The following is a 19,562-nucleotide window of genomic DNA, read 5'->3' as shown; positions in this document are numbered from 1 at the left end:
CCAGCTCGAAGCGCTTATTTTTCCCGGAAGATTCGGCTGGCGTGGTCGGTGAAGGGTTTGGTCAGGAAGGAGAGCGCAGTGCGTTCCTCGGTCTGGATGAAGACCTCGACCGGCATGCCCGGCAGGAGGCGCCGGCCTTCGAGTGCGGCGTCGTCGTCGAGCGCGATGTCGCCGGTGTAGAAGGTCGCGCCGGAGGTCGGGTCGCGCGATGTCGCCGGCGAGAGGTGGATGACCTTGCCTGGGAACTCCGGGGTGGTGTTCTTGGCGAAGGCCGAGAAGCGCAGCCTGGCCGGCTGGCCCGGCTTGATCTGGTCGATGTCGGCAGGCGCGATCCTGACCTCGACGGTCAGCTTGGCCTGCTCGGGCACGATCGTGGCGAGGCGCGCCGCCGGGGTGATGACGCCGCCGACGGTGAAGACCGTGAGCTCGTTGATGGTGCCGGAGATGGGTGCGCGGATCTCGGTGCGCGAGAGCCGGTCCTCGTTGGCGAGGCGGCGGTCGCCGAGTTCGGAGACCTTGGCCTCGACCTGGCGCAACTCGCGCTGCGCTTCGGTGCGGGCGGTCTCGTCGACGGCGATGATCTGGAGGCGGGCTTCGCTGATGCGCAGCTTGGCGCGCGCCAGCCCGGCCTCGATCTCGCCGCGCTCGCCGAGCAGGCGGGCCCATTCGCGGTTGACGTTGTAGACCCGGGCGCCGTCGATCAGGCCCTTGTCGAACAGGCCAATGTACTTCTTGCGCTCGAGCTCGACCAGGCGCAGCTCCTCGGCCTTGGCCGTCATGCGCGCCTCCAGCCCTTTGATCTCCTCGCCGGACTGGACGATGCTGATCTCGAGCTGCTCCTTGCGGCTTTCGCGGTTGGTCCGGTTGCCGTCGAAGAGCCGGGTCTCGCCCTGGATGATCTGGGCCGCGCTCTCGGAGAGCCGCGGCAGCTCGGCGGGGAAGTCGACCGCGGGGAGGTTGTCGCGCTCGGCCACGAGCCTGGCCTTGCGCCCGAGGTTCTCGCCGAGCTGCGAGTGGATGATCGAGAGCTCGGCCCGCATCTGCACGTCGTCGAGCCTGAACAGCACCTTCCCGGCCTCGACATGGTCGCCCTGGCGCACGGCCATGGCCTGGACGACGCCGCCGTCGCGATGCTGCACCTCCTTCAGGTTCTGGTCGACCTTGACCGAACCCTGCGCGATGATCGCACCGTTGAGGTTGGCGGTCGCCGCCCAGCCGCCGCAGCCGAGCACGAGCACCAGCGCCAGCGCCGAGCCCGCCACGACATGCGGCCCGAGGCGGAAATTGGTGCGGCGCTCGTCGGCAGTGGCCGCGGCTGCATCGAGGGTCTGGGCGGTCACGCTACTCTCCCTGTCCGGCGCCTGCGCGCCTCTCATTCGGCGTCCCGACAAGCGGTTCAGTAGTAATAGAGCCGGTGGCTGCCGAGGATCTCGATCGAGAAGTCCTTGTCGTCCTGCTGCTCGATATAGACGTCGACATAGGTCCGCTCGTGGTCGCCGATCATCTCGATGCGGAACCTGAACGGATGGGCGCCGTCGTCATCGTCGCCGTAGTTGCGCGCGAAGCCGTCGTCATCGTCGTCGCCGCGATGGCCGTCGTCATCGTCGTCATCGTCGGACCTGATCTGGTACTGCTTGACGACGATGCGATCGCCGGCCTCGAAATCGAGGATGTCGTGGATCAGCGCGCGGTCGTCGTCGTCGCAGGAGACGTCGAAGGTGAAGGTGTCGTCGCCCTCGCCGCCGGTCAGGGTCATGGCCTGGGCGCCGACGGTGAAGTGGTCGTCGCCGTCGCCGCCGATGATCTCCTCCAGGTCGAAGAACCGGTCCTCGCCGATCTCGATGCCGATCGCGGTGCCGTCGACGACGTTGATGTCGACGTCGCACTGCGCCTGCGACAGGTCGAGCGTGTCGCGGCCATCGCCGCCGTCGTAGCAATCGTCGTCGCCGTCGAGCGAGGCGACGATGACGTCGTTGCCGCCACCTCCCCGCACGGTGTCGCTGCCGGCTCCATCGGCAAGCGTGTCGTCCCCCTCACCGCCTTCGATCGCATCGTCGCCATCGCCACCGTCGATCACGTCGTCGCCGCCGTCGCCGTCGAGCTCATCGGCGCCGGCGCCGCCGAGCATGCGGTCATTGCCGTCGCCGCCGTGGAAGCGATCGTCACCGGCAGCGGCGACCATGATGTCGGCGCCGGCGCCGCCCTGCGCCGTGTCGTTGCCGTCACCGCCATCGATGATGTCGGCGCCGTTGCCGCCCGAGAGGTTGTCGGCGCCATCGCCCCCGGAGAGAGTGTCGGCGCCGTCGCCGCCATCCAGCGCGTCGTTCCCGGCTTCGCCCAGCAGCGTATCGGCGCCGGCCTTGCCGAGCAGGATGTCGTCGCCGCCACCGCCTTTGGCGCTGTCGTTGCCGTCGCCGCCATCGATGACGTCCTTGCCGCAGGCGCCGTCGATCTCGTCGTCGCCATCGCCGCCGTCGGCGATGTCGTCGCCGTTGCCCGCCGTGATGGCGTCGTCGCCCGCGCCGCCGATGACGTGGTCGTTGCCGGCGCCGCCGGAGAGCACGTCGCAGCCGTCGCCGCCGTCGATCATGTCGGCGCCGTCGCCGCCCTCGGCGACGTCATCGCCGGAACCGCCGGAGATGGTGTCGTCGCCCTCGTCACCGTGGATCTCGTCATTGCCGGCGCCGCCGGCGAGCTGGTCGTTGCCGGCGCCGCCGGAGATATAGTCGTCGCCGTCGTCGCCGTTGATGACGTCGTCGCCGTCATCGCCGTAGAGCCTGTCATTGCCGGCGCCGCCATGGATCGTGTCGTTGCCGGCCCCGCCATAGACGATGTCGGCGCCGCGCCCGGCATAGATCAGGTCGTGGCCGGTCCCGCCGCGGATGATGTCGGCGCCGCCGCTGCCATAGACGATGTCGTTGCCGCCGCGGGCGTCGATCGTATCGTTGCCGTCGCGCCCGTCGATCAAATCGGCGCATTCGGTGCCGACCAGATTGTCGTCGCTATCGGTGCCGATGAACTCGACGAACTCTACCACCGCCAGGGAGGCCGACTGCGTCACGCCGGCCTCGCCGTCGCTGACCTCGTAGCTGAACGTGACCGGGCCGTAGTAGCCGGCGGCGGGCTTGAACTCCCAGCCGCCCTCGACCGCGACGAGCTCGCCCGACGAGACCCTGAGGTTGACGATGGAAAGCGGGTCGGCATCGGCGTCGGAGGCGCCGGCGAGCAGGGCCACTGCCGTGATCATGACGCTCTGGCAGATGCCGAAATTGCCCAACGCGACCGGCCCGCTGAGGCGCGGCGCGCGGTTGCGCGGCGCTGGCGGCTCGGGGATCACGGGATCCTCGCCATCACCGCCGTCCGGTCCCGGGCCGGGATCGGGCCGGATGATCACCGGCGGGAACGGCCCGACCACGACCGGCAGGTTCGGGCCATTGCCGATATCGACCATGTCCTCGAAATCGCGCGAACCCGGATTGCTCCCCGAAAGATTGGAGGAGGCGCCGCCAAACGATGCCATCCCGATATTGTCGTTGCCCGCGCGGTCGCTGCCGAAGCCCGTCCTGAAGTCGTTCGCCGGATAGCGCGGCAAGGGCAGTTGCTCGTAGTCGATGGCAGGCGAGTCGATGCCCATGAAGTCGGCGATGCCGCCGACCGCCGGGCCTGCCCCGCCCGAGCCGATGGCCTGGTCGGCATCGCCGGCCTTGTCGCCGAGCGCGCCCGTCTCATCCTCGGGTCGCTTCTCGTCCTCCGGCTGCTCCTCGTCGCTGCGGGCCTGCCGCACCGGGCCTTCCCCAGCCTCCGCCGCGGCCGGGCGCTCGGTGGGCGGACCGAGATCGGATTTGGCAAGGCCAGGGAAGAGGCTTTTGAGGTAGATGGCGACGGCAGTGAGCGCGAGCACGATCGCCGCCGGCCAGCGTGAGGGAGCGGCCTCGGTCTCCGGGCCGCGGTAGATCTCCAGCGTCGACGGGACGCGCGCCGCATCCGGCTTGAGTGACTTGACCTCGATCATGCCGACACCCGCTCTTGCAAGGCGTTGAGATGGGACGTCGCCCGCGGCAGCTTGGCCGGCGCGGCCGGGGCCGCGGCAGCCGGCGCTATGGCCGGGGCGAGGATCTCGTCCTTCGGCCCGAAGGCGGCGAGCTTGCCGTTCTGGACGACGCCGACATAGTCGACCGCGGCAAGTGCGCTCGGCCGGTGCGCGACGATGATGGCGATGCCGCCGCGCGCCTTGATCGTCTCGATCGCGGTCTTGAGCGCGGCCTCGCCTTCTCCGTCCAGGTTCGAGTTGGGCTCGTCCATGATGACCAGGAAGGGGTTGCCATAGAGCGCGCGGGCCAGTCCGATGCGCTGGCGCTGCCCGGCCGAGAGCGAGGCGCCCTGCGGGCCGAGCTGGGTCTGGTAGCCGTCGGGCAGGCGCAGGATCATCTCGTGGATGCCGGCGGCCGAGGCCGCTGCGATGATGCCGAACGCATCCGATTCCGGCCGCAGCCGCGAGATGTTCTCCTCGACCGTGGCGTCGAGCAGGCTGACCTCCTGCGGCAGGTAGCCGAGATGGCGCCCGAGGCTCTCCTCCGGCCATTGCGCCAGCTCTGCGCCGTCGAGCCGGATCGCGCCGCGCAGGCTCGGCCAGATCCCGGTCAGCGCCCTGACCAGCGTGGTCTTGCCGCCGCCGCTCGGGCCGATGATGCCGAGCGCCTTGCCGGCGACGAGCTCGAAGCTGACCTCGCTGAGCAGGATCTGGCCCGAGCCCGGTGCCGCGACGGTGACCTTGTCGACCTTGAGGTACTTGGCCGGCGCCGGCAGCTCCATCGGCTCGACCGCCTGGCTCAGCGCCACCACCGTCTCGCGCAGCCGCTGGAACGCCGTGCGCGCCGCCACGAACGACTTCCAGTTGGCGATCGCCTGATCGACCGGCGCAAGCGCCCGGGCCGAGGCGACGGAGGCCGCGATGATCGCGCCGGCCGAGAGCTCGCCCTTGATCGTCAGGTAGGCGCCGAGCCCCAGCGTCGCCGATTGCAGGATCATGCGCAGCACGCGCGAGACCGCCCCGAACGTGCCGCCGAAATCGTTCGACCTCGTCTGCAGCGCGAGATGCTCGCGATTGGCCTGGTTGAAGCGCGCGACGGCGCGGCCGGCAAAGCCCATCGCCTTGAGCACCTCGGCATTGCGGGTGTTCGAATCGGCGATGGTGTTGCGCGTGATCGCCGCCTGCCGCGTCGTGCCGTTGACCTGGCGGGTCAGTACCTCGCTCAGCACCGTCAGCAGGGTCAGGATGAAGGCGCCGGCGAAGGTCAGCGCGCCGAGCCAGGGATGCAGGAAGTAGACGAAGGCGAGGTAGAGCGGGATCCAGGGCAGGTCGAACAGGGCGCCTGGGCCCTGGCTGCCGAGGAAGCCGCGCACCGTGTCGACGTCGCGCCCGCGCTCGAGCGCCTCGGCGCTGGAGAAGCCGAAGCGCGGCATGTCGATGGCGACGCGGTGGGCGATCGGCGCGATGTCCTGGTCGAGCCTGGCCCCGACCCGCACCAGCACCTGCGAGCGGATGACGTCGAAGGCGCCCTGGAACAGGTAGAGCCCGATCGCCAGCACCGAGAGCGCCGCCAGCGTCTGGATGCTGCCGCTGGTCAGCGCCCGGTCGTAGACCTGCAGCATGTAGAACGAGCCGGTCAGCGCCAGCACGTTGATCATGCCCGAGATCGCGAACAGGAAGATGAAGGCGCTGCGGAAACCGTGCGTCAGCTTCGCGACGTCGCGCTTGCGGGCAGAGGACAGGCCTTTGGAAGATGCCATGGCGGCGGACCGTGAATGTTGAAGCGTGGCGTGGAAGGCAGCGAGAGCAGGCGGAGCTTCCTCCGCCTGCCCGAAGACCGGCCGCTCAGAGCGTGAAGTTGCCGCCGGTCAGGGTGTGACTGCCCTTCAGGTCGATGCGGAACTCCTCGTCGGGGTTCGCGTCGGTGCTGCCGCTGACGATGGTGTATTCGCCGTCCTGGCGGATCTCGTAGGTCACCGCCACCTGCGCCGCGCCGGTGAGCGGCCCGTTCACCAGGGCGAAGCCCTGGTTGCCGGCCTGCGCGCCGTTGGCGTCGATGCCGCTGAGGTCGAGCCGGTCGCCCGGCTCGAAGTCGAGGATCGTGTCGCCATCCGCCCCAGCCGCGCTGAGGAAGCGGAAGGTGTCGTCGCCCGCCCCGCCCTCGATCACGTTGACGGCGTTGCTGGCGGTAACCGTGTCGCTGCCCGAGCCGGTCGCGACGTTCTCGATGCTCCAGAGCGTGTCCGTACCGCTTTGCGCACTGGAGGCATTGCCGCGTCCGAGCAGGCCGTTGCCGAGATCGACCGTCAGGTTGGCGGTGATCGCCGAGAGGTCGAGCGTGTCGATGCCGGAGCCGCCGTCGCTGTCGTCGCCGAAATAGGTGTCGTTGCCGTCACCGACCGCCCCCAGGATCAGGTCGTTGCCGGAGCCGGCGATCACCGTGTCGTTGCCGCTGCCGGCCGTGATCAGGTCGTCGCCACCCTCGCCGAAGATCCGGTCGTCGCCGGCCTCGCCCTCGATCACGTCGCCGCCCGATCCGCCGAAGACCACGTCGTCGCCGGACCCGGCCAGGACGATGTCGAAGCCCTCGCCGGCATTGACGAAGTCGTTGCCCTCGCCGGCCGAGGCGTTGTCCTCGCCATCGCCGCCGATCAGCACGTCGTCCCCGGCCAGGCCGACCACGTCGTTCGCGCCGTCGTCGCCGATCAGGACGTCGCTGCCCGCGGTGCCGGCCCGCAGGCCACCGCTCGACGGGGCCGGATTGGCCGTGTCGTCATCGTCGCAGCCGCAATCGTCCTCGTCGCCATGATGATGATCGTCGTCGTCGTCATCGTCATCCTCGTCGTCATGGCCGTGATCGTCGTCCTCGTCGTCGTCATGGTCGTCGCCGCCATGATCGTCGTCATCGTCTTCGTCCTCGTCGTCATCGCCCGGGATCGTCGGATGGCCAGTCCCGCCATAGGTGACCGAATGGGTGCCGTCCGAGAGCGTCGTGGTGCCGTCGCCGTTGTCGGTTGCGGTGACGTCTTCCGGCGAGGCGCCGTCCGGCAGCTCGACCACGTCCTGCGTCCGGAGATCGCCGATGATGGTGTCGTTGCCGCCGTTCGAGCGGAAGACGATCCGGTGCGCCGAGGTCAGCGCCGAGATGTCGATCGAGTCGTCGCCGGCGCTGCCCTCGATCGTGATCGTGTTGGGGCGCAGGCTGGTGGTCGAGAAGTCGCCGATGACCTGAACGATGTCGCCCGCGAGGGTGCCGTCGCCTGCCGGATCGAAGCCGTTGATCCTGATTTCCTCGATCTCGCTGAGTTCCGCGATGACGTCGGAGAAACCGGTCCCGCCGCGGGTGACGACGATCTCCGGCGTGCGTCCGCCGAAGCTCGCGATGTCGTTGCCGGCGACGGCGTCCCAGGCCGCCAGGGTGTAAATGCGGAACTGCTCCGCGCTGGCGTTGCCGTTGATCACGAAGGTGTCGCCGGCCGAGCCTTCCGTGCCGCCGTTGACGATGTCGCGGCCATCCGTGGGACCAGTCGCGTTCGCATTCCAGACGATGGTGTCGTCTCCGGCGTCACCGTTGATGGTGTCGGCGCCGGCATTGAGGCCGGGAACGCTGAAGTTGATCGCGAGGTTGTCGACGTAGAAATTGTCGCCATTGTCCCAGTTGCTGCCGTCTCCGGTCGTCAGGAGGCGGATAGCCGAGCCCGCGCCGATCTGGGCGATGCTCAGGTTTGCGGTGAAATTCCCATTGCCGTTGCCGGTCGTGCTCCCGAGCGTGCCGCCGGGAAGCGTCTCCCAGACATTGGTGGTCAGGTTCAAGGCCTGGACGATGACGCTCTGCCCCGTCCCCAGATTGTCGTCTTCGTAAGCGAAGGTGACGGTTGCCGAAATTGCCCCGGCCAGGTTGACCGACCGCTGGACGAACTCGCCGCCATCGACGTTCTGGCTGAACTGGAGGCGCCCGCCGTTGACGGTGATGTCGCCGCCGGTCGCGCTCGTCGTCTCGCCTCCCCCTTCCGTCCAGCTACCGCCCCAGCTCGCCGTGCCGTTGTTGTTGGCGTAGGACGCCGTGCCGAAATTGTCGGCCACGTTGGCGCTATTGCTGCCGATGCCGCCGCTCAGGGTGTCGTTGCCGTCGCCGCCGTTCAGCGTATCCGCCCCCTCGCCGCCGTTGATGACGTCGTCGCCGCCCGCGCCGCTCAGCGTGTCGTTGCCGCCGAGGCCGTTGATGGTGTTGGCGTTGCCGTTTCCGGCGATGGTGTTGGCTCCGTCGGTCGCGGTGCCGAAGACCGGAGGCGCCGCCGCGGCCACGAGGAAGTCGGCTGCCGTGACGCCGTTGGCACCTGTCGCCTCGAGTTCGTCGAGCCGGATGGTGCCGAGCACGCCGCCGCCCGCGCTTCCGTTGGCGTCATAGACCGTGATCAGCGTGTCATCGACGGCGCCGTCCTCGATGTCAGCAATGGTCACCCGGTTCGCGAAGTTGGCAGCGGTGATGCCCAGGGCGCTCAGGTCGATCATGTCCTGGCTAGCGATGCTTCCGCCGACGGAGTCGAAGCCGTTGACGATGTCGGCCCCGAAGCCGGCGCTGGTGTAGCGGAGGGTGTCGTTGCCGCCGGAGACCGTGATCGTGTCGTCGCCCGCGCCGCCGATGACGATATCGTTGCCATCGCCGCCGTTCAGCGCGTCGTTCCCCGTCCCGCCATCGAGCAGGTCGTTGTCGCCACCGCCGTTGATGGTGTCGTTGCCGCCGCCGCCGAAGAGCTGGTTGGTGCCGCCATTGCCGTTGATGACGTTGTCGAGCTCGTTGCCGGTGCCGTTCACGCCATCGGCGTTGCCGGTCAGCGTCAGGTTCTCCAGTTCGGCGCCGAGCACATAGGTACCGGCCGACTGGACGGTGTCGAGGCCGCCCCCGCCAAGCTCGACGATGATGTCGCCGGTCGTGACGACGTAGGTATCGTTGCCGCCGAGGCCGGTCAGCGTGTCGACGCCTGCACCGCCGATAATCGTGTTGTTGAGTGCGTTGCCGGTGCCGGCGAAGGCACCCGCGCCGGAGAAGGTCAGGTTCTCGACATCGGCCGTGAGCGTGTAGGCCGCCAGCGTCGTCTCCACCGTGTCCGTGCCGCCGCCGACGGCCTCGACGACCACGTCGCCGGCATCGTCGACCGCGTAGGTGTCGTTGCCGCTTCCGCCGACCATCGTGTCGGCGCCGGTGCCGCCGACGAGCTCGTCGTCGCCGCTGCCGCCGACCAGAAGGTCGTCGCCCGCGCCGCCGTCGAGTTCGTCACCACCATCATGACCGAAGAGCAGGTCGTCGCCGGTGTCGCCGACGAGTTCGTTGCCACCGGTGGTTCCGGCGAGCAGCGTATTCACGCCCGCCTCGGCATTGCGCGTGCCGCCATCGTCGGTGCTGAGGACATAGTCGCCGTCGAACGCGTAGCCCTCGTAGGTGGCGCCATCGAGGTTGATGGCCTCGACGGCCTCCCCGGCGGCGTCGAAATGGTCGGTGACCGTCACCTGCTGGCCGTTGAACTGCACCACCAGATCGCTGCCGGCGCCCTCGAAGGCGGCGAGACCCGTCAAGGTGCCCGCGCCGATGACGAGGCGGTCATTGCCGCTCGCCTCCTGGATCACGTCGGTGCCGTCGCCCAGGTTGATCACATAGGTGTCGTCGCCGGCGCCGCCATTGAGCGTGTCGACGCCGCCGTTGAGGCCGGGCTTCGCGAAGTTGATCACGAGGTTATCGATCGAGACCTGCTCGCCATTGCCGAGCGCCGTGACCACAAAGCGGATGGCGGCATTGGCTGCGAACGGGCCCGTGAGGACGTGGGAATAGCCCGCGTTGGCCCCGTCGCCAGTGATCGTCTGCAACGGAACGAAGGTGGTTCCGTCCGCGGCGAAGAGGACCGTAACCGAGTCGCCAGCGTCGAGTCCGTCGGGATTGGCCGAGTAGCTAACGGAGGCCGAGGTTACTCCCGCAAGATCCATCGTTCGGGTGATCTGAGCGCCGTTGTAGGTCGTCGTGGGCGTCCCTCCGTAGAAGCGCAGCACGTTGTTGCCGTCGTCGATCCGAATTTGGCCCGCAGTGGTGCCGCCGTTATCGTCGGCCTCTTGCCAACTGGTGGTCCAGGCGGCAGTGCCATTCGAGTTGTTGGAGTTGCCCGCCTCGAAATTGTCGCCGTACGATGCGGTTTCGCTGCCCCTGCCGCCGTTGAGCGTGTCGTTGCCCTCGCCGCCATTGAGCGTATCCGCGCCCTCGCCGCCGAGCAGGATGTCGTTGCCCCCGAGGCCGTTCAGCGTGTCGTTGCCCCTGTAGCCGGCGATGAGCTCGGCGGCGGCGGTGCCGGTGAGCGTGTCGGCAGCGGAGGTTCCCTCGATCACGCGCAGAGTGACCGCCGGCCCGCCGGCGCCGGCATCCTCGAAGAGCAGCGCCTCGACGTTCCGGACCATGTCCGTGCCGTCCGAGACGAGATTGGCGTCGGCCGGCCGGTTGGCCTGGTCGAAGCCGGTATGCGAGACCAGCACCGCATCGTCCGTCGAGCCGAACGAATAGGTATCGAGCGCATCCCAGTAGACCGCGGTATCGGTGTCGCCGACGCCGTCGTCCTCGATGATCTCGCGGACGATGTTGAGCTGGACGGGATTGATGTCCCCGGCAAGCATCAGGTTCTGCAGGGACTTGCCGACCCAGCCGGCAAATTCCGCCGTTTGCTGGGGCGTGAGGCCGGCGACCAGCCGGATCGGGCCGGCCAGGCTGTCGGCAGTGGCGACGGCAAGGCCTGCCGTCGTGGTGATGCTGATGCGGACGTTGAGCCAGGCGTCGCCGTCGATGACGTCGTTGCCGCCGCGGCCCTCGATGACGTCGCTGCCGCCGCCGCCAAGCAGGATGTTGCCGTCGTCGAAGGCGACGACCTGCTCGCGCTGCGCGGCCGTGGAACCCGGCGCGGCCGGCGCCACCCATTCGCCCAGCACGGCCCGCAAGCCGGTGATGCGGTCGACGCCTGCCTGGGTCAGCTCATGGCCCGCCATGGTGCCCTCGGCGCCGGCCAGGTCCGGATTGCCCTCCGGCGTGGCTTCGCCGGAGGTGTCGCCGCGGTTGTCGCCGGAGAGGCGGTCGTTCTTGTCCCAGCCCGAGAGCGCCTCGACCGCGTCGAAGCGGTCGCGCAGGATGTCCTGCGCGTCGGTGGTGAAGATCGGCGTCAGCAGATCGTCGTCCGCGCCCTGGCTGTGGCCCTTGTGGGTCGCCCAGTCGAAGCCGAGCATGCCCTCGTTGCGCATGACGCTTTCGCCCTGGACCATGATGTCGTCGCCGGATTCGGCGTCGAAATCATGCTCGTCCGTGCCGGCGAACATCACGTCATGGCCAATGATGGTCGAGTTGAAGAACAGCTCGGAATTGTCGCCGGCCGTGGTGTCGAAGCCGCCGCCGCCCTCGAGCCAGTCGTCGCCCTCGTTGCCGAGCAGGAAGTCGCCGCCCTCGCCGCCGAGGATGAAGTCGTTGCCGAGACCGCCGAAGGCTTCCTTGCCGTCCGGGCCGGTGATGATGACGTCATTGCCCTCGTTGCCGAAGAGCAGCGCCAGGCCGCTGCCGCCATGGATGACGTCGTTGCCCTCCTCGCCGTGCAGCATATCGACTTCGCCGATATCGGTGCCCGAGTTGGTGATGATGTCGTCGCCCTTGCCGCCATGGATCTTGTCGACGCCGTAGCCGGCCTCGATGCGGTCGTTGCCGTCGCGGCCCCAGACCGAGTCGTCGCCGCCGCCGGCGACGATGTGGTCGTTGCCGTTCGTGCCCTGGATCAGGACGTGGTCGTTGCTGTTGACGCGGATATAGCTCGCGACCGCGGTCGGGTTGTCCACGGGATTGATGAGGTTGCCGCCGGCGTCGCGGCGCTCGATCATCGGCGAGAGCGCTTGGAGGAAGGGGTCCTCCTGCTGCGGATCCTCGTATTGGAACCGGTTCTGCTGGACGTGCTCCATGTAGAGGACATGGTCCGGCACCGAGAAGATGTCGCCCGGCAGCGCATAGCCGGTCTCGCCGAGGTCGGTGTTGTTCAACACCATCTTGGCGAACGAGTTGTTCTCGAGCTCGTTGAGGAAGTTGAGGCCCTGGACGCGGGACAGGTAGTAGAACCGGTCGGCGTTCTGCAGGTTCTCCATCTGGAGCTCGAAGACGAAGGAGAAGGTCGAGCCCAGCATGCCGCCGAAGGCCATCTTCTTCTCGGCGAGGCCGCCGACCCAAAGGTCGACGAGGTTCAGGCCGCCCAGGTTTGGAGCGTACTGCCCGGTGCCGTTCAGGAAGGCCTGCCGGTCAATTGCGTCCAGCGACGCATCTCCGAAGACGAGCTTCATCGCAGCGTCTCGCTTCGCCTCGCCCGTCGTTGCCGAGGTGATCGTGACGTGCGTGCCGTAGGCCGCGATGAAATTCACGATCGAGGCCGGATTCTTCAGGTTCAGCGCGAAATCGGTCCAGCTCGTATAGGGATCGAGCTGCGTATCGCCGTTGGCGATCACCTTGAACTGGGCGCGCGCCTCGTTCAGCGAGGGAATGCCGGCATCGCGGCCCCGCGCGATGTTGATCGCCGCCAGATCGAGCGGGATGCCGACGAGCTGGTTGCGCAGCACGTGGGTGACGAACTCGTCGATCTCGTTGCCGACCTGGCTGGTCATGCCGCGCACGATGGCGCCGGCGGCGGCATCGTGGTCGATCGTGTCGGAGCCGAAGGCCAGCGGATTGAGGAAGGCGTCGAACAGGTCGAGGCTGGCGTCGCTGCCGTCGGCATTGGTGGAGGCGACCTCCTCCCGCAGCATCGAATGGCCGAAGCGGTAGATGACATGGGCGAATTCGGCAAAGATCGCCGGGTTGATGTCGGTCGAGGGATTGAAGACGAAGGCGTCGACATCCGGCTGGACCTTGCGGGCGAACTCCTCGAAGACGAGGTGCTGGTACTGCATCTCGGTCGTGAAGCGCGCCGCCTGAAACAGGCGCTCGCCGTCCCAGCTCAACGTGCCGAAGAGCGCGGCCCAGTCTGCCGGGGTCGAGGGCAGCGTCTCCGGCAGCGCGTCGAACTGCGCCTGCGTCAGGTCGACCGCCAGCCACTCGTTCAGGAAGTCGAGATCGCCCGCTTCGAGAGCCCGCTGCTTGACCTGATCGACCATGTGGTTGTGTTCGGAGTGGAAGACGTGGTGCACGGCGGTGAGGCCGATGTTCTCGTTGCCGCGCCCGTCGCCGGTGACGTAGTGCGCGTCGAGCAGTTCGTCGTCATAGAAGCGGTTGGCCGCGAGGTACTGGGGGTTCGTCGCGCTCGGAGGCAGAGCCGAGTTGAATGCCGGATTGAGCACACCGAGGTACTGCTGGTTGCTCGATGAGATCGGCAGCGTCCCGTCGAAGGCCGGATTCTCGACCAGCGTAACGCCGACGCCCACGGCGCCGTCGTCGTCGGCGTACATGATCTGGCCGCGATCGTTCACGGTCTTTGCCGCATGGGCGATGTCGTCGAGGAAGGCATGGCCGGTGCGCACGGCTCCGGCCGTGCCGACGGGTGCGTCGGGGTTGCCCTCGACGAGCAGGTCGGCATTGGCGCCGGTGCCGCCGAACTTGCCGTCGGCGCCGAGCCCCATGACGATCTGCGGGTAGCCGTTTGCGCCGCGGATGAACTCGCCGTACTCGTCCATCGCGAAGAGCGGGATGTTGCCGATATCGGTGTCGCTCAGCACGAAGCCGAGCTTGAGGGCCTGCTCCTTCACGTCGGCCCAGGTCGCCATGCCGCGATCGCCGGAGAGCAGCTTGCCGGTCGCAAGCGGCGCTTGCCCGGAGAAATCATATTCCCGCATGAAGAGCTGCTTCGAGGCGTTCGAGCTATAGGTCTGGTTCTGGTCGACCCATGGCGTGGTCAGATTGTCCGCATCGGGGTTGGTGCGGGTCAGCACCATGAAGTTGGTGCGCGGGCTCGCCGGGTTGTAGAGCGGGTCGTCCGGCTGCAGCGGGATGTAGACGGTGCCGCCGCCCTTGCCGACCAGGTCGAGGCCGTGGTCGAAGAACTGGCCAAACAGCGTGAACCAGGAGTTGAACGGAGCCGACAGGCCCTCGTCCGGCGCGACGTTCGGCAGGATGACAGTGTTGGTGCCCTCCTCCAGCTCGATGCCGTAGCCGGCGACGAGGGCGAGGAGCGCGGGCTCGGCCGCCAGCGCTGCGGCTTCGGCCAAGTCCGCGGCCGCATCCAGTGCGGCATCGGCGGGATTCGCGTTGGCGGCCCCCCGGGCCACGGCTGCGGCCTTTATCGGCGCATAGGCGTTGTTGATGGCCGTCAGCGCCGTGCTCAGCGCCCCGCCGCTATAGCCGGCATGGCTCAGGGCCGCATAGACCGCGGCCGGGTTTCCGAGAGTTTGATCGACGATCAGGTTCGAGATCAGGCGCGGGTCGGCGTCGACGACCGTGCCCGGCACGATCGAACCGCCGCCGGCGCCGAAATCGCCATAGTCGTTGTTCTGCCCGCCATCGGCATCGGGGCCGACATAGCCCGGGAACGGCATCGCATCGTCGTCTTCGTCCCGGTATTCGCGATCTGTCAGATGCGCGAACGGATTATCCGCGGCGCCCCACTCCTCGCGCTCTTCGACCATGTTGTTGTAGCTGCCATCAACCGTGCGCAGCCCGTAGGGAGCGAGTGGGTGGCTGACCGCGAGCACCGCGCCCGGCGTATTCGCCGCAACCACGTTGCCGTTGCCATCTACGTAGATCTCGCTCAGCGGCGTGCCGCTCGAATGCGCTTCCGCGATCTTGATCTGCTTCAGGATGAATTCAAGATCGTGTTTGACCAGGTTGACCATGGTGATTGTCCTTGGCGATAAGTAAAGCGTTGCCGGTCGCGAAACTGCTGTTTCGCGGCGATGTTTCCAACCAATTCGGGCGAAGCACTTTTAGTTGTTGTCCGAAAAGCGATTGACGTTCTTTTCTGGAAACTCCAGTTATCGCATCCGCTCATCAGATCTTAAGAATTCCTCCAGAGCATGATGCCAAGAAAATGAACGCACCGTCAGATGAGAAGGTCGGGAAAGATTCAGGTTCGAAAGGCGGGGCTTCGGAACTGACCTTTGGACATGATCGATACCGACTTTGGTCGGTAGTGCTCCTTGCCCGCTGGCAGGAGCGCTGGGCCGCGCTCAGCCTGGAACGGCGCTTCATGATTGCGGCGTCGCTCGTCGTCGGCCTCTCGATGGTGACGCTCGGCTACTGGGTGGAGAAACGCATCCGTGCCGGGTGGGCCCAGGGCATGGCGGAAACCGGCTCGCTCTATCTCGAAGCCTTCCTCGCACCACATGTCCAGGTGCTGGAGACGGAGCCGGCCCTGCCGCCCGAAAACGGCGAAGCGATCGCAAGCCTGCTGTCGGACAAGCGGCTCGGCAGCCGGGTCGCTGCGATCAAAGTCTGGGGCATCGGCGGCGAACTGCTCTTCAGCACCCGCAACAAGCCGGCGGGCGAGCGGCTGAGCACCTCATATCTCACCCGGCTGAAGGCGGGTCAGATCATCGTCAACGCCGACAAGGGCCAGTACCGTTCCCGCAATGTCGAGGCAAATCTGATCGAGATCTATGCTCCAGTCCATAAGATCGGAACCTCGCAGGTCATCGCCGTCGGCGAATTCTATGAATACAGCCAACTGCTCGACCGTGAGATCAACCAGCTGAGATACGCCACCTGGTTCCTGATCCTCAACGTGGCGTTGATCATCGGCATTCTGCTTTACGCGACCGTCCGGCACGCCACCCGCGTGATCAAAGCCCAGCAATCCCTGCTGCAGACGAATCTGGCCCGCGCCGCCGCCCTGGCGAAGCGCAACAACGCATTGCGCCGGGCCGCGGACCGCGCCCGCCTCAACGCGGCCGTGCTCAATGAAGCCTATCTCGCCAGGGTCGGCGCAGATATCCATGACGGGCCGATCCAGATGCTGAGCCTGCTCATGCTGAAACTGCCGGATGCGCAGGGCCCGCAAGCCGGCTCGCCACCGACGCCGGCCAGCGATATCCGCCGCGAGTTCGAGCCCCTGCTCACGCGAGCGCTGGCAGAGATGCGCTATCTCTCGGCCGGCCTCGTGCTGCCCGAGATCGAAGGCCTGTCACCGGCGGAAACGATAGAACTTGCCATCACGCGGCACGAGCAGCAGACCGGCACGGCGGTGGAGCGCAGCCTTACGAATCTGCCGGAGCAACTGCCCGAAGCGATCAGAGTCTGCACCTACCGGATCGTCCAGGAAGGCCTGACGAACGCCTATAAGCATGCCGCCGGACATGGCCAGCGCGTCGTCGCCGCCTTCGAGACCCACACGCTCGACATCATCGTCAGCGATGACGGGCCGCCGCCCGGCACGAAGCGGGTCAATAGCGACGCGACGAAGCTCGGGCTGCGCGGCATGGAGATGCGCGTCCAATCCCTGCGCGGCCGCCTAACGATGACGCGCCTGGCATCGGGCGGAATGGAGGTGCGGACGCGGCTGCCCGTGACCCCCTGACGCTCAGATCTGGTCGACGGGCTGGCGTGTTGGCGAGCCAAGCCCGACGAAGCTGGCCGGATTCAACCTCTGGGCGGCGATCACCACCTCCAGGCGGTTACGGGCCCTGAGCTTGTTCATCAGGTTCGTCATATAGCCTTTGACGGTCTTCTCGCTCAGCACCAGCGTGCGGGCGATCTCGCTGTTGCGCTTGCCGCAAAGCAGCAGGCGGACAATCTGCTCCTCGCGGACGCTGAGCTTGGCAGTATCGACGGCCTGCTTTTCCAGGGCCTTGCTTTGCAGCGCGCCAATCACCTTGGTGGCAAAGGACGGCGTGATGTAGATCTCACCGCGCCTGGCCGCCTCGATCGCCTCGAAAAGCTCGTTCGCAGGGCTCCCCTTCAGCACGTAGCCGCCAGCGCCGGCGTCGAGCGCGCGCATGGCGTGCTCGGTGCTCGTCGAGGCCGTGAACACGACGATCTTCGTGCCCGGCATGTCCCGGCAGGTATCGGCTATCGCCTGGAACACATCGCCGGGCATGTTGAGATCGACGATGATCGCATCGACCTGGTGGTTCGCCGCGATAGAGAGGATGTCGCCGGCATTCGAGCCCGTAGCTGCAACGGCAAAGCCGGCACGGCGCTGGAGCACGGACGCAATGCCTTCCGCCATCAGCGGGTGGTCGTCGACAATGGCTATCGAGATCGCGCTCATCGTTCCCCTGCGTTTCTGACCCGATACGAAGTCGGCTTTCAGGTTTACGCAGACTGGAGCGGATGTAAACAGCTTAGTAAACGAACGGTTAACCGGGTGGATTCAATTGTGTCTCCCCCCAAATGGGGGTATGCAGTCAAAACAGCGCGTCTCCGCCCAGAATTTCTATTAAAACCCAACCCTGCCTGACAGAATTCGTACGAATAGAATTGCACCCGAGAAATATGTTATCGAAATACAATAAAGCTCCTTAGGATAAATCGCCTCCCATAAATAAGCATCAGTATTTAAGTTTAGAAATGACACACGCACCTCGGCGGTGTCTTTCAACATTATTTAGCCAAATCGAGCCTCGCGCCCCCCAAAAGCCCGCGACCGCGGCCAGTTCAGCGCGGTTGTCCGCACCGGTGCGCCGCTCGCATGCAGGAAGCTGACTCGTCAGATCAGCCGGATTTGTGGCACGCTGGGCATCCCCGATGCACATAGCTCTTCACGGATCGGACGTGAATCTCCGCCAGCTGAAGTATTTCGTTCGCGTGGTCGAAACCGCCAACATGACGCGCGCGGCCGATGATCTGCGAATCGCGCAGCCTGCGCTCGGCATGCAGATCAAACAGCTTGAAGAAGCCCTGGGCGTGGTGCTGCTGACGCGCCATTCGCGCGGCGTCTCACCGACCGCCGCCGGCGCGAAGCTGTTTCAGCGAGCCGTCCAGATCCTCGACCTCGTCGAAATCGCCCGCCAGGAGGTGCGCGACGACGCGCGCGAAACGATCCGGTTCGGCCTGACCCCAAGCCTCATGCAGATCATCGGCCCCGAGCTGCTGTTGCTGGTCTCGGAACGGGCTCCTCGACTCGCCTTCAGTCTGAACGAAGAGATGAGCCATCTCCTGGTGGACAGCCTGCACCGGGCCGAGCTCGACCTGATCCTCGCCTACGAAGTCCCGGATGCGCCCGGCTTCTGGAAGCGGGCGCTCTATCAGGAGGATCTCGTCCTCGTCACGGCCGCAGGGAACGCCGATGATGCTCCCATCACCTTCTCGGACGCTTTGGCCGGACCGCTCATCCTGCCGGAGCTGCGCGACGGCGTGCGCTCCCTGGTCGAGAAGACCGCTGCCGAACACGAGCTCGGCATCAGGCTCGAACACGAGATTCGTTCGATCTCCGGCATCAAGACGATGATCACCCGCGGCTCCGCCGCCGGCATACTGCCCTACGGGACCGTTCTCGCAGAGGTCTCTGCCGGGACCCTGTTTGCCCGGCCCATCGTCGCGCCGGTCCTCAGGCGCACGCTTTATCTCGCGGGCTCGCGCAAGGCGGGGCAGCTCGCCTCACTGCCGATCATCCGCGACGTGGTCGGCTCGGCGATGAGAACGCTTTCGACCGCGATGGCAGAGCTGGGACATCCGCTGTCCCCTGCCGAGCCCTCGCAGAAAGCTTAGTGCTGACCTAAGCACTTCGGATTGGATTTCGCACGGCAGACTGGGCGATCCTGCTCTCGACGGCCGCAATGGCATCTATCGAGCGAGGTCATCTCATGGTGTCGGATCAGCCGCTCAGGCCCGGTAGAGCGCAGCTCGATTCCCCGTCTTCCGAGCTCGATATCGCAATCGCCGAGATCGTGTCGGCCAGCCGTATTCTGGCGCATGAAGGGATTGTCGACAGCTTCGGGCACGTCTCTGCGCGCCATCCGCACCATCCGGATCGCTATCTGATGCCGAGAACGCGCGCAGCCGAGCTGGTCACGTCCGAGGACATCCTCGTCTTCACCCTCGACGATGCTCTCGTCTCGGCGACCGATGCACGCGTCTTCGCCGAGCGCAGCATCCATGGTGCGATCTACCGCGCGCGTCCCGATGTGCTCGCGGTCTGCCACCACCACGCGCCCACCATCATGCCGTTCTGCACCAGCGACGCGGAGCTCGTTCCCGTCTTCCATCTCGGCGCGACCATGGGCGCGACCGTGCCTCTCTGGGACAGCCAGAACGAGTTCGGCGACACCAACCTGATCGTCTCGACGCATGCCCAAGGCGATTCGCTCGCACGCGCGCTCGGGCCGAACTGGACCGTGCTGATGCGCGGCCACGGCGCCACCGTCGCTGGCCGCTCGATCCGCGAACTGACGTTTCGGGCGATCTACGGCGCTCGGAACGCGGACGTCCAACTGAAGGCCGCGCAGCTCGGCACGGTCAGGCGCCTGACAGCCGCTGAGGCCCTGTCCGCCGCCGATTTCAACCTGACACCCTTCGCCATGGATCGCGCCTGGGAGCAATGGACCAGGCACGTCCAACCAGAGGCGTGACCATCGACCAAACGACGATCAACCAGCAGACCGGAGGCTT

8 protein-coding genes are annotated in these 19,562 nt (G+C 66.7%); 3 read left to right on the top strand and 5 right to left on the bottom strand.

Going from position 1 to position 19,562, the window contains the following annotated elements; genetic code table 11:
* Positions 1–14 precede the first annotated feature (14 nt).
* The 4 genes from DWF00_RS09835 to DWF00_RS29705 form a co-directional block, all read right to left on the bottom strand.
* Positions 15–1,340: an HlyD family type I secretion periplasmic adaptor subunit gene (locus DWF00_RS09835; RefSeq protein ID WP_245973822.1), complete on the bottom strand. Its 1,326-nt coding sequence runs from the start codon at positions 1,338–1,340 to the stop codon at positions 15–17.
* A gap of 56 nt (positions 1,341–1,396) precedes the next feature.
* Positions 1,397–4,012 (bottom strand): calcium-binding protein, encoded by a 2,616-nt coding sequence (locus DWF00_RS09830; RefSeq protein WP_114827400.1) that lies wholly within the window; start codon positions 4,010–4,012, stop codon positions 1,397–1,399.
* Positions 4,009–5,790, bottom strand: a complete 1,782-nt coding sequence (locus DWF00_RS09825) for a type I secretion system permease/ATPase (protein ID WP_114827399.1) — start codon at positions 5,788–5,790, stop codon at positions 4,009–4,011. The genes DWF00_RS09830 and DWF00_RS09825 overlap by 4 nt, the downstream gene beginning before the upstream one ends.
* An 85-nt stretch (positions 5,791–5,875) precedes the next feature.
* Positions 5,876–14,851, bottom strand: a complete 8,976-nt coding sequence (locus tag DWF00_RS29705) for a peroxidase family protein (RefSeq protein ID WP_210207834.1) — start codon at positions 14,849–14,851, stop codon at positions 5,876–5,878.
* A 194-nt stretch (positions 14,852–15,045) separates the two neighbouring features.
* Between DWF00_RS29705 and DWF00_RS09760 the strand changes: the two genes are divergently transcribed.
* On the top strand, positions 15,046–16,530 hold the full coding sequence (locus tag DWF00_RS09760; RefSeq protein WP_114827398.1) for a sensor histidine kinase: 1,485 nt from the start codon (positions 15,046–15,048) through the stop codon (positions 16,528–16,530).
* A 3-nt stretch (positions 16,531–16,533) separates the two neighbouring features.
* Here the strand turns inward: DWF00_RS09760 and DWF00_RS09755 are convergent, their stop codons facing one another.
* Positions 16,534–17,223, bottom strand: a complete 690-nt coding sequence (locus DWF00_RS09755) for a response regulator (RefSeq protein WP_114827397.1) — start codon at positions 17,221–17,223, stop codon at positions 16,534–16,536.
* A gap of 503 nt (positions 17,224–17,726) precedes the next feature.
* Between DWF00_RS09755 and DWF00_RS09750 the strand changes: the two genes are divergently transcribed.
* A complete protein-coding gene (locus tag DWF00_RS09750) occupies positions 17,727–18,662 on the top strand; it encodes a LysR family transcriptional regulator (protein WP_181832474.1) in 936 nt (311 codons plus the stop codon).
* A gap of 95 nt (positions 18,663–18,757) precedes the next feature.
* Positions 18,758–19,522, top strand: a complete 765-nt coding sequence (locus DWF00_RS09745) for a class II aldolase/adducin family protein (RefSeq protein ID WP_114827395.1) — start codon at positions 18,758–18,760, stop codon at positions 19,520–19,522.
* Positions 19,523–19,562 lie beyond the last annotated feature (40 nt).

This window comes from Allobosea caraganae (genome assembly GCF_003351345.1).
GTDB classification, from domain to species: domain Bacteria; phylum Pseudomonadota; class Alphaproteobacteria; order Rhizobiales; family Beijerinckiaceae; genus Allobosea; species Allobosea caraganae.
The sequence above is the reverse complement of the archived record's forward strand: the minus strand, read 5'-3'. Positions and strand labels throughout refer to the sequence as shown.